The following is a 10,529-nucleotide window of genomic DNA, read 5'->3' as shown; positions in this document are numbered from 1 at the left end:
CTGCCCAGCTATCGCGGCGATATCATCAACGGCATCGAATTCGACCCGAAGTCGCGCATTCCGGATCCCGCTCGCCAGGAAATGGCGTACCGCCAGTCGGCGGCGACGCTCAACCTTCTGCGCGCTTTCGCGCAAGGCGGCTATGCCAGCCTGGAGAACGTGCACCGCTGGATGCTCGGCTTCGTGTCCGACAGCCCGCAGGGCGAAAAATATGAGTCTCTCGCCAACCGCATCACCGAGACGATGGACTTCATGAAGGCCGTCGGCATCACTTCGGAAACCAACTACGCGCTGCGCGAGACCGATTTCTACACCAGCCATGAGGCGCTGCTGCTCGGCTACGAGGAGGCACTGACGCGCGTCGATTCGACCTCCGGCGACTGGTACGCCACGTCAGGCCACATGATCTGGATCGGCGACCGCACCCGCCAGCCCGATCATGCCCATGTCGAATATTGCCGTGGGATCAAGAACCCGCTCGGGCTGAAATGCGGCCCGTCGCTGACGCCGGACGGCTTGCTGGAGCTGATCGACCTGCTCAATCCCGAGAACGAGCCCGGCCGGCTGACGCTGATCGCCCGCTTCGGTTCCGACAAGGTCGCCGACCATCTGCCGAAGCTGGTGCGCGCGGTGCAGAAGGAAGGCCGCTCCGTGGTGTGGTCGTCGGACCCGATGCACGGCAACACGATCGAGGCCGCCGGCTACAAGACGCGGCCGTTCGACCGCATTCTCAAGGAGGTCCAGACCTTCTTCGAGGTGCACCGCGCCGAAGGCACGCATCCGGGCGGCATCCATGTCGAAATGACCGGCAAGAACGTCACCGAATGCACCGGTGGCGCGCGCGCCATCACCGCCGAGGAATTGCAGGACCGCTACCACACCCATTGCGATCCGCGCCTTAACGCCGACCAGGCGATCGAACTGGCCTTCCTGGTCTCGGATCTGTTGAAGAAGAGCCACCCGGTGCAGCACAAGCAGGCGGTCAACGGCTGATTTTCGCGCAGTCCGAATAAGATCCATGAAAGGGCGTCCGAGAAATCGGGCGCCTTTTATGTCTGCGCTAGTCCAGTGTTCCCGGCACCAGCGGGCAGGGACTGTCAGTCCTTCTTGTAGAGCAGCCAGCTCTTGCCGGCCCGGCCTGCCATCGTCGAGTGCCTGGTGACCCGGTTGCGGCCGCTGACCTTGGAGCGATAGAGCGCCCGGTCGGCCTTGGTGTAGAGATCTTCGGGTCCTTCGGCTTCGGACGCCATGCAGATACCCATCGAGACGGTGACGGTGCCGTAATTCGTACCAGTCTGGCTGCTGGTGAACGGCGTCTGCTCGATCAGGGCACGAATACGCTCTGCGACGTCATAGGTGGCGTCCTCGCTGGCGCCCTCGATGATCAGCGCGAACTCCTCGCCGCCGGTGCGGGCGACGAACATGTCGCCGCGAATGCTGATCTGGAAAATATCGGCGATGCTCTGGATGATCTTGTCGCCGACCGGGTGGCCATAGCGGTCGTTGATATCCTTGAAGCGGTCGATGTCGACAAGAACCAGGGCGTTGAACAGGATACCCCTGTTGCTGTTGTAGATCCTGGTGATCTCCTTGTCGAAGGCGCGCCGATTCCAGATATGCGTCAAGGGATCGGTGTCGGCCAGGCGCTTGTACTCCTCAAGCTTCGACTTGACGCTTTCGAGTTCGGCCGTCTTGTCGTTGAGCGTCGAGGCCACCTGCCGGCCGTGATCGATCGTCGAATTGGTGGCAACCGCCATGGCGCTGGCGATCTTCTGCAGGAGATCCTGAGAGAGAAGGCTGCGGCCGCTGAGGCCGCTCGATGTCTCATCGAGGATCCTGCCGTATTTCTCGATGTGGCTGCGCTCGCTCCGCAGCAGCGAAGCAACCTCCTCGAGCTCCCTGGCAATGACGTCTCTGGCATGCTCGACGATGCCAGGGCCATGGTTGTGGGCAAAGAAAGTGCGCCCGATCTGATCAAGTTCATCCTGTGTCGGCCGGCTGGTCAGGGAGACGACGGCCATGCTGAGTTCGCGATTGGTGCCGCTCAGGGCCTCATAGAAGATCTCGTAATTGCGCGGCAGGCCGAGCACGCCCAATTGGCGCATTGTCGCGACAACAGTGGCTGCGATGTCGGTGCTTCGTTCGGTCGGGACAGCTGCCGGCTGCATCTTGGTTCTTCCCCTCGGATCCTCCGCGGAATTCGCGGTTTCCTTTGTCGCCGAGCCCTGGGGAATGCGACCGACGCTTCGAACAACTTGCGAAGGGATGCGTCCCCACCCACGGCCTTCGCTTGCAGGTGACCATAAATGCGCCGTCGCTAAAGTTTCCTTAACTGGCAGAGGGTCAGCGGGTTTTCTCTGTCTGCGGGCTGTAAAAGCCTTGGTCCGTGCGTCCAACAGTTGGAAACAACGCCGGTGCGGCGGCTTGAATTCGCGATTCGCGCATCGCACTCTTGAAAATGAAACCGAATTTCGGATTCTCCACGCCAGCACATGTCGCATTTGCTTGCGTGCGTGCGCCGCAAAGCTGGAATCCTGAAGGCGATGCCAGGCACTTTTCTTCAAGGAGGATCGACGTGAGTGATGGTCACCAGGGATCGTGTCTATGCGGAGCCGTCCGCTTCAGAACGAACGGAGCGCTGCGTGGCGTCGTCTATTGCCATTGCTCGCAATGCCGCAAGCAGAGCGGACATTTCTATGCCGCGACCAATGTTGCCAACGCCGATATTGTGATCGAGGGCACGGAAAGTATCACCTGGTACGAAGCCTCCACCTTCGCCAGGCGTGGGTTCTGCAAGGCATGCGGATCGGTGCTGTTCTGGAAGCCGCGAGACCAGGACTACGTTTCGGTCATGGCGGGATCGTTCGACAAGCCGACAGGTCTTGAGGGCGAATGCCATATCTTCGTCGGTGACAAGGGCGACTATTATTCGATCGACGACGGGCTGCCACAGTTTGAAAAGTCGACACCGTCCATACCGGTTGCTGAATGAATCTTGGACAAGTCACCTTATTCCATTGATCTGGCCAGCCATTGCATTATCCCGTGCCGGTAATTCGCAAAGGGGTTTGGCATGCAGCGGCTGATCGATGCTTATTTCAATTCGGTGCGGGCGTTTCGCAAGCTGGCCACCAGCGAGAAGGCTTTCCAGCAGGAGCTGATGCTGCTGGCGCTTGCCTTGCCGCTCGGCTGGTTCGTTTCGATCTCGTGGCGCGGTTATGCCTTGCTGATCGGCGCCGTGTTGCTTTTGATCATGGTCGAAGTGCTTAACACCGGCATCGAGGCGGCATGCGACGCTTTCAGCCGCGAGTTCAATGTCGATATCCAGTTGGCCAAGGATTGCGGTTCGCTGGCGGTGCTGATTTCGGTACTCATCGTCGCCGGCGTCTGGGGCATTGCCATTATCGAGCGGATCACCGGGCTACCGATCTAGCCTTTCGATGCCTATATGCCAGTCACCAAAGGAGACTGTCATGGCCGGGGCCGCCAATTTTCTGCTTCTCGAACGCGTGGGCCTGCCGGATGATCTGCGCTGGCTGGCCGAGAAATATCCGCGTGAAAACTGGCAGGACCATGCCAACATCCACGGCATCGCCAATATGTGGCTGCAGCGGCACGACATGTTCCGCGAACTTGGCGGCATGCTGGCCAACGGCATCGGCGACTACCGTGAGGGACGGCTGACGGCGCCTGATTTCGCGCGCTGGTTCGCGCCCCGCCTCAATCATTTTCTAGGCAACCTCGACGGTCACCACAACGTCGAGGATTATCAATATTTTCCGGTCTTCGCCAAGGCCGAGCCCCGTTTGAAGCACGGCTTCGAGATCCTCGATGCCGACCATCACACCATCCATGAAGGGCTGGAGCGTAATGCCGAGGCGGCCAATGCGTTCATCAAGACGCTCCAGGAGAGCGAAGACAGACAGCGCTTCGCCGCCGACGCCTATGCCGACGAAAACAGCCGGCTGATCGCCATGCTGACAAGGCATCTTGCCGACGAGGAAGACCTGATCATCCCGCTTATCCTCGATCGGGGGGATCAGGCACTCGGCGTGGATTGACGATCAGCCCTCCCTGGCGCGTTCCTTCCTGGCGATGTGACGGGCCACGAGCCATGCCAGAACGGCCACGGTCAAACTGATGCCAAGCCCGATCAGCAACCGTTCGTGATGCATCAACGCCTGGCCGATGACGTGCTCGGCGCCAAGTCCAAAGACATAACCGATCGTGCCGAACAGTACCGCCCAGATCGCCGATGAGATGGCGTTGAGGATGACGAAGCGCGGCGCGGCGATGTTGGAAAGCCCGGCTGCAATGCCGCCGACGAGGCGCATGCCGTAGATATAGCGGTTGGACAGCACGAAAATGTCTGGATGGGTGTTGAGCAGCCGAAAGGCGCGGCGGAAGCCGGGCCGTTTGCGCAATCTGACGACATAGGGATGGTCGGCGAAGCTTCGTCCGAGGATGAAGAAGAAAGTATCGCCGACGAAGGCGCCGAGCGCGGCCGCAAGAACCGTGTGCCACAGGACGAAGACCTGCTGGTGGGCGAAGAAACCGCCAAGAATGGCGGCACTTTCGCCCTCCGCGACACAGCCGATAAAGACCGCGAGCAGCCCGTATTGTTCGATGAAATGATGGATCGCGTCGGTCATGAAGCCGACTGCTGCGAAGACAGCCTTTCGTCGATCCGCTTGATCATTTCGGTCAGTTGCACGATCTCGTCGCGCATACCGAGAATCTGGCCGTGGCGCAGTTCATCCAGCTTTTCATGCAGCGCCATGATCTCGATCTCGGCTTTCAGGTTGACCTCGTAATCGTGGGCGGCGTCGATGCGGTCGCGTTCGGTCTGGCGGTTCTGCGCCATCATGATCACCGGCGCCTGCAAGGCGGCGACCATCGACAGAACGAGATTGAGGAAGATGAACGGGTAGGGATCGAAGGCGTCACGCGACAGCAGCCAGACATTGGCTGATGTCCACAGGATCAGAAAGGCGATGAAGGTCAGGATGAAGGACCATGACCCACCGATGCGGGCGATCGTGTCGGCGAGCCGGTCGCCGAAGGTCTGGTGGAATGCGACGGCCTTGTTGGTGTCGCGCGAGATGGTGGTGCGTTCGAGCGTCGATTGCAGCACCCGGCTTTCGAGCTGGCTGAGGCCGTCCGGCCGCCGCTTGAGCCAGCGGTTCGCCAGGTCGTCGATCGTCTTGTTCATGGCCATCTCCAGGGTCTTTGGCTTGCCGTAAGAGGTAGAGGCTGCCGGCTCACACGGGAAGTGTTAGATGATTCCAGTTGCCGAGGGACCAATGGCCGATTTCAAGAAAATTCGCGCACGCGCCGCAAAACGCAAGGGCGGCGAAGAGGAACTGACGTCGCTGCTGGGTCCGGCGCCTGACAATGCCGCCGTGGCTGACATCGCCGATGACCGCATTCTCTCTGTTATGGCCGAACGCGTCTTCGCCGCTGGTTTCGTCTGGCGCGTCATCGAGCAGAAATGGCCGGGCTTCGAGGAGGCGTTTCTGCGCTTCGAGCCGAAGCGGCTGTTGTTCCAGCCCGATGATTTCTGGCACGATCTGACGGCCGACCAGCGCATCGTGCGCAACCCGCAGAAGATCAGATCCGTGCGCGACAACGCCGCCTTCGTCGAGCGCGTGTCGAAGGAATATGGCGGCTTCGGCCAATTCCTTGCAAACTGGCCGGCGGACGACCAGGTCGGGCTGATGGCCTGGCTCGGCAAGCATGGCAGCCGGTTGGGCGGCAATACGGGCCAGTATTTCCTGCGCTGGCTGGGTTGGGATGCGTTCGTCATCTCGGGCGATATGGCCGCGGCGTTGCGCGACGTCGGCCTCGACATCGCCGAAAGCCCGACCTCGAAGAGGGACCTCGACAAGATCCAGGCACAGATCAACCAGTGGGTGGTGCAGACAGGCCTGCCGCGCCGGCATATTTCACGCATCCTGGCGATGTCGATCGGCGAGAATCATTCGCCGCAAGCGTTGCGCGAATATATGGGCGACGACTGAGACCCGGCTCGTCTCGCCACGATTGAAGTAGGTCGATCGGTCCGTACACGATTGACCTACGTCATTCGGTCCGAATTGGTCCAAACGAACGCCATTGCCCGGGCAATTTTGCCGCGCTAAGTCAGCAGGCATGACCAAGAAGCTCGACATCCTGCGCATCGCCGTCGCCCAGCTCAATCCGACTGTCGGCGACATATCAGGCAATCTCGCCAAGGCCCGCGAGGCGAGGGCGGATGCCGCACGTCAAGGCGCCGATCTCGTGCTCTATACCGAGCTTTTCCTCGCCGGCTACCCGCCGGAGGATCTGGTGCTGAAGCCGGCCTTTTTGAAAGCCTGCGAAAAGGCGGCACAGGACTTTGCCGCCGACACCGCGGATGGCGGTCCCGGCGTCATCATCGGCACGCCGTTGAAGCGCAAGAGCGGCACGCACAATTCGATCGTCTTCGCCGATGGCGGCAAGATCATCGCCGAACGCTACAAGCTCGATCTGCCGAACTACGGCGAGTTCGACGAGAAGCGCGTCTTCCAGGCCGGACCCGAGATCCAGGGGCCGGTCAATTTCCGCGGCGTGCGCATCGGAGTTCCGATCTGCGAGGACATCTGGGGCGATGTCGATATCTGCGAGTCGCTGGCCGAAAGCGGGGCGGAAATCCTGCTGGTGCCGAACGGCTCGCCCTATTATCGCGCCAAGATCGATGTCCGCCACCAGGTCGTCATCCGCCAGGTCATCGAATGCGGGCTGCCGATGATCTATGCCAACCAGCTTGGCGGGCAGGACGAGTTGATCTTCGACGGCGCGTCGTTTGCCATTGGCGCCGACAAGACGCTTGCCTTTCAGATGAGCCAGTTCGAGGAAGCGGTCGACATCACCACCTGGAAGAGACAAGGGGATCACTGGATCTGCTCGGAAGGGCCGATGTCGAAAATCCCGGACCGGGAGGAGGCCGACTATCGCGCCTGCATGTTGGGCCTGCGCGACTACGTCAACAAGAACGGCTTCAAGAATGTGGTGCTTGGTCTGTCCGGCGGCATCGATTCGGCGATCTGCGCGGCGCTCGCCGTCGATGCGCTCGGCGAGGAACGCCTGCGCGCCGTCATGATGCCCTATCGCTACACCTCGAAGGACTCGCTGAAGGATGCCGAGGATTGCGCCCGGGCGCTCGGCTGCCGCTACGACATCGTGCCGATCTTCGAGCCGGTCGAAGGGTTTCTGCACGCGCTGACGCAGATGTTCGAAGGCACCAAGGAAGGCATCACCGAGGAGAATTTGCAGAGCCGGGCGCGCGGCACCATCCTGATGGCGATCTCCAACAAGTTCGGCTCGATGGTCGTCACCACGGGCAACAAGAGCGAGATGTCGGTCGGCTACGCAACCCTCTATGGCGACATGAATGGCGGCTTCAATCCGATCAAGGACCTTTACAAGATGCAGGTCTACGCGCTGTCGCGCTGGCGCAACAGCCACGTGCCGCCGGGCGCGCTCGGGCCCTCGGGCGAGGTGATCCCGAAAAACATCATCGACAAGGCGCCATCGGCGGAATTGCGCGAGAACCAGACCGACCAGGATTCGCTGCCGCCCTATCCGGTGCTGGACGACATCCTCGAATGCCTGGTGGAAAATGAGATGGGTGTCGACGACATCGTCGCGCGCGGCCATGACCGGGCGACGGTGACGCGCATCGAGCACCTGCTCTACATCGCAGAATACAAGCGAAGGCAGGCCGCGCCGGGCGTGAAGATCACCAAAAAGAATTTTGGCCGCGACCGCCGCTATCCCATCACCAACCGGTTCAGGGATCGCAGCTAGGTACCGAAAGCGCACGCGGCGGCGCGACCGGAGACAGCCATGCCCGATTGTGAGATCAGCTTCGACATGTCACGGATCGATTTCCGCGCGACATCGGACCTGTTGATGGCAAGCTATTGGGGCGCCGGACGCACTGATGAAGTCCATCGCCGCGCCTTTGCCAATTCGCTTTGCGTCGGCGCTTATGTCGACGGCAGGCAAGTCGGCTTCGGCCGCGCGATCACCGACCGCACGGTGTTCGCCTATCTCGCCGATATCATCATCTGGCCGGAGAATCGCGAGCAAGGCATCGGCAGCCGGCTCGTCCAGGCCCTTATCGATCATCCTGAAGTCAGGACTGTTTTCCACTGGAGCCTGTCGACCAGCGACGCACACGGCGTCTATGAGAAGCTTGGGTTCAAGCCCTCGACCGATGGCCGCTACATGCGCTTGGATCGCATTCCTGAATGAGGCGCGCGGCTTGCTCCGTTGTTGCAAAATAATCGCAGTGGTTGGACCAGATACACTTTTGGCGTGAACTCGTCTTGGCGATGCATCGGAGCGTCTCTATAAGGACACCTCCGCAATTGTCTTGCGGGAGGTCCGAATGGCAGTATTTCACATGGTAATGCGAGGCCGCGAAGCCTAGGTCTCATCCGGCGCTCCGCGAAGGTTTCCCCTTCGTGCCGATGCCGGACCGAGCACAGGCTTATGCCGATGCCGATCGCCGCCCGATTTGGGCGATACGCCAAATATGCCACTCCGCTTCCGGGCACTCATTGGCTCCTTGCGCGGCTTCTTCAATTTTCGACCTACTGGGATCGGGCTCGTTTGTGCCCGAATGACATCATGGCTCGTTTCAAGATCGATTTGCGCGCGAGCGCCTTTCGCAGCGTTCTTGGCTTCACGCTCACTCATTGGCGGCGTCAGCCCTGGCGGCTCTCGCTCATCATGGGCAGCTTCCTGCTGTCGACGCTGGCCGATGTGCTGACGCCGCTCTACTCCGGCCGGCTGGTCGACGCCGTCGCCAGCAGCGCCGGCGCCGACGCGATTGCCTGGAATGCCGCGATGACGGCGTTCTCGATGCTGATGGCGCTCGCGCTGGCCGGCGTCGTGTTGCGCAACCTGGCGTTCATGGGGATCGTCGAGCTGACGTTGAAGATGATGGCCGACATCGCCGCCGATGCTTTCCATCGCGTCCAGCGCTTTTCCACCGACTGGCATGCCAACAGCTTTGCCGGCTCGACCGTGCGCAAAGTGACGCGCGGCATGTGGGCGCTCGACCTGCTCAACGACACCATCCTCATCGCGCTGCTGCCGTCGGTCGTCATGCTGGTCGGCTCGACATTGCTGCTTGGCTGGTTCTGGCCGTTGATGGGTGCGGTCGTTGCTGCCGGTTCGGTGCTGTTCATCACGGTGACGGCGCTGCTGTCGCTTGGCTATGTCGCGCCGGCGGCAAGGCTCGCCAACACCTGGGATACCCGCCTCGGCGGCTCGCTGGCCGACGCGGTCAGCTGCAACGCCGTGGTCAAGGGCTTTGGCGCCGAGGAGCGCGAAGAACGCCGACTGGCCAAGGTCGTCGCCAAATGGCGTGCGCGTACACGGCGCACCTGGGTGCGCGGCACCATCAACGGCACCACGCAAGGGGTGCTGCTGCTGGTCATGCGCGCCGCGGTGATCGGCCTGGCGCTGATGCTGTGGTCGTGGGGGCAGGCGAGCGCCGGCGACGTTGCCTTCGTGCTGACCTCGCTCTTCGTGCTGCAGGGCTATCTCAGGGATATCGGCACGCATATTCGCAATCTGCAGCGCTCCATCAACGATATGGAAGAGCTGGTCGATTTCCAGTCCGAACCGCTCGGCATCGAGGACCGGCCCGGTGCCAAGCCGATCCGGATCACCGAAGGACGGATCAGCTTTGACAACGTCACCTTTCACTATGGCCATCACCGATCGGCGCTTTACCGCGACTTTTCGGTCGATATCGCACCGGGTGAGCGCGTCGGGCTGGTCGGCCATTCGGGGTCGGGCAAGACGACCTTCGTCAAGCTTATCCAGCGGCTCTATGACGTGAATGCGGGGAAAATACTGGTCGACGGTCAGGACATCTCGCAGGTGGCGCAAGCCTCGTTGCGCGGGCAGATCGCCATCGTTCAGCAGGAGCCGATCCTGTTCCACCGGTCGCTGGCCGAGAACATCGCCTATGCCAGGCCGAGTGCGACGCAGGAGGAGATCGAGCATGCCGCGAAGCTGGCGAGTGCGCATGACTTCATCACCAACCTGCCGAAGGGTTACGGCACGCTGGTCGGCGAACGCGGCGTGAAACTGTCGGGCGGCGAGCGTCAGCGCGTGGCGATCGCACGCGCCTTCCTTGCCGATGCGCGCATCCTGATCCTCGACGAGGCGACATCGAGCCTCGATTCGGAATCGGAGGTGCTGATCCAGCAGGCGATGGAGCGGCTGATGGTCGGCCGCACGACGCTGGTCATCGCGCACCGGCTTTCGACGGTGAGGGCGCTGGACCGGCTGCTGGTCTTCGATCGCGGCAACATCGTCGAGGAAGGCTCGCATGATGAACTGATCCGGCTGAAAGGCGGCATCTACCGCCGCCTGTTCGAGCGCCAGGCATTGGAACTGACCAAGGGACTTGTGAGCTGAATTGAGGCGGCCTCCAGCTTCGGCCGGAGGCCGCCTCTGTCCGGCACGGTCAGCCCAGCGGGCTGGAG

11 protein-coding genes are annotated in these 10,529 nt (G+C 61.5%); 8 read left to right on the top strand and 3 right to left on the bottom strand.

Going from position 1 to position 10,529, the window contains the following annotated elements; all coding sequences use genetic code 11:
• A partial coding sequence (locus tag EOD15_RS19625) for a 3-deoxy-7-phosphoheptulonate synthase class II (protein WP_148129586.1) occupies positions 1-993 on the top strand: 993 nt, incomplete at its 5' end.
• A 104-nt stretch (positions 994-1,097) separates the two neighbouring features.
• Here EOD15_RS19625 and EOD15_RS19620 read toward each other — a convergent pair.
• Positions 1,098-2,168 carry a diguanylate cyclase gene (locus EOD15_RS19620; RefSeq protein WP_127408749.1) on the bottom strand — a complete coding sequence of 357 codons (1,071 nt, stop codon included), beginning with the start codon at positions 2,166-2,168 and terminating at the stop codon, positions 1,098-1,100.
• Positions 2,169-2,575: 407 nt separating this feature from the next.
• Here EOD15_RS19620 and EOD15_RS19615 point away from each other — a divergent pair, with 407 nt between their 5' ends.
• From EOD15_RS19615 to EOD15_RS19605, 3 genes are all read left to right on the top strand, one after another.
• The gene (locus EOD15_RS19615; protein WP_027036778.1) at positions 2,576-2,992 is read left to right on the top strand and encodes a GFA family protein; all 417 of its coding nucleotides are present in this window, start codon (positions 2,576-2,578) and stop codon (positions 2,990-2,992) included.
• A gap of 81 nt (positions 2,993-3,073) precedes the next feature.
• The gene (locus tag EOD15_RS19610) at positions 3,074-3,433 is read left to right on the top strand and encodes a diacylglycerol kinase (protein ID WP_023810560.1); all 360 of its coding nucleotides are present in this window, start codon (positions 3,074-3,076) and stop codon (positions 3,431-3,433) included.
• 40 nt (positions 3,434-3,473) lie between these two features.
• Positions 3,474-4,061 (top strand): hemerythrin domain-containing protein, encoded by a 588-nt coding sequence (locus EOD15_RS19605; RefSeq protein ID WP_127268647.1) that lies wholly within the window; start codon positions 3,474-3,476, stop codon positions 4,059-4,061.
• Positions 4,062-4,064: 3 nt separating this feature from the next.
• Here the strand turns inward: EOD15_RS19605 and EOD15_RS19600 are convergent, their stop codons facing one another.
• A complete protein-coding gene (locus EOD15_RS19600) occupies positions 4,065-4,652 on the bottom strand; it encodes a DedA family protein (RefSeq protein WP_127321221.1) in 588 nt (195 codons plus the stop codon).
• Positions 4,649-5,212: a DUF1003 domain-containing protein gene (locus tag EOD15_RS19595; RefSeq protein WP_127321220.1), complete on the bottom strand. Its 564-nt coding sequence runs from the start codon at positions 5,210-5,212 to the stop codon at positions 4,649-4,651. The genes EOD15_RS19600 and EOD15_RS19595 overlap by 4 nt, the downstream gene beginning before the upstream one ends.
• A gap of 91 nt (positions 5,213-5,303) precedes the next feature.
• Here EOD15_RS19595 and EOD15_RS19590 point away from each other — a divergent pair, with 91 nt between their 5' ends.
• The 4 genes from EOD15_RS19590 to EOD15_RS19575 all read left to right on the top strand — a co-directional run bounded on the left by EOD15_RS19590 (position 5,304) and on the right by EOD15_RS19575 (position 10,461).
• Entirely contained in the window at positions 5,304-6,020 is a 717-nt protein-coding gene (locus EOD15_RS19590; protein ID WP_127321219.1) for a DNA-3-methyladenine glycosylase I, read from the top strand.
• Between the two features lie 130 nt (positions 6,021-6,150).
• Positions 6,151-7,827 (top strand): NAD+ synthase, encoded by a 1,677-nt coding sequence (locus EOD15_RS19585; RefSeq protein WP_127321218.1) that lies wholly within the window; start codon positions 6,151-6,153, stop codon positions 7,825-7,827.
• Between the two features lie 39 nt (positions 7,828-7,866).
• On the top strand, positions 7,867-8,277 hold the full coding sequence (locus EOD15_RS19580) for a GNAT family N-acetyltransferase (RefSeq protein ID WP_127321217.1): 411 nt from the start codon (positions 7,867-7,869) through the stop codon (positions 8,275-8,277).
• 378 nt (positions 8,278-8,655) lie between these two features.
• On the top strand, positions 8,656-10,461 hold the full coding sequence (locus EOD15_RS19575) for an ABC transporter ATP-binding protein (protein WP_127408748.1): 1,806 nt from the start codon (positions 8,656-8,658) through the stop codon (positions 10,459-10,461).
• The last annotated feature ends 68 nt before the right edge of the window (positions 10,462-10,529 follow it).

It is taken from the genome of Mesorhizobium sp. M7A.T.Ca.US.000.02.2.1 (assembly GCF_003996995.1).
Taxonomy (GTDB): Bacteria; Pseudomonadota; Alphaproteobacteria; order Rhizobiales; family Rhizobiaceae; genus Mesorhizobium.
The sequence above is the reverse complement of the archived record's forward strand: the minus strand, read 5'-3'. Positions and strand labels throughout refer to the sequence as shown.

Excerpts from the sequence above, each read along its gene's own strand:
- EOD15_RS19575 (WP_127408748.1), top strand. The coding sequence starts at position 8,656 with ATGGCTCGTTTCAAGATCGATTTGCGCGCGAGCGCCTTTCGCAGCGTT.
- EOD15_RS19580 (WP_127321217.1), top strand. The coding sequence starts at position 7,867 with ATGCCCGATTGTGAGATCAGCTTCGACATGTCACGGATCGATTTCCGC.
- EOD15_RS19610 (WP_023810560.1), top strand. The coding sequence starts at position 3,074 with ATGCAGCGGCTGATCGATGCTTATTTCAATTCGGTGCGGGCGTTTCGC.
- EOD15_RS19595 (WP_127321220.1), bottom strand. The coding sequence starts at position 5,212 with ATGAACAAGACGATCGACGACCTGGCGAACCGCTGGCTCAAGCGGCGG.
- EOD15_RS19590 (WP_127321219.1), top strand. The coding sequence starts at position 5,304 with ATGGCCGATTTCAAGAAAATTCGCGCACGCGCCGCAAAACGCAAGGGC.
- EOD15_RS19585 (WP_127321218.1), top strand. The coding sequence starts at position 6,151 with ATGACCAAGAAGCTCGACATCCTGCGCATCGCCGTCGCCCAGCTCAAT.
- EOD15_RS19620 (WP_127408749.1), bottom strand. The coding sequence starts at position 2,168 with ATGCAGCCGGCAGCTGTCCCGACCGAACGAAGCACCGACATCGCAGCC.
- EOD15_RS19605 (WP_127268647.1), top strand. The coding sequence starts at position 3,474 with ATGGCCGGGGCCGCCAATTTTCTGCTTCTCGAACGCGTGGGCCTGCCG.
- EOD15_RS19600 (WP_127321221.1), bottom strand. The coding sequence starts at position 4,652 with ATGACCGACGCGATCCATCATTTCATCGAACAATACGGGCTGCTCGCG.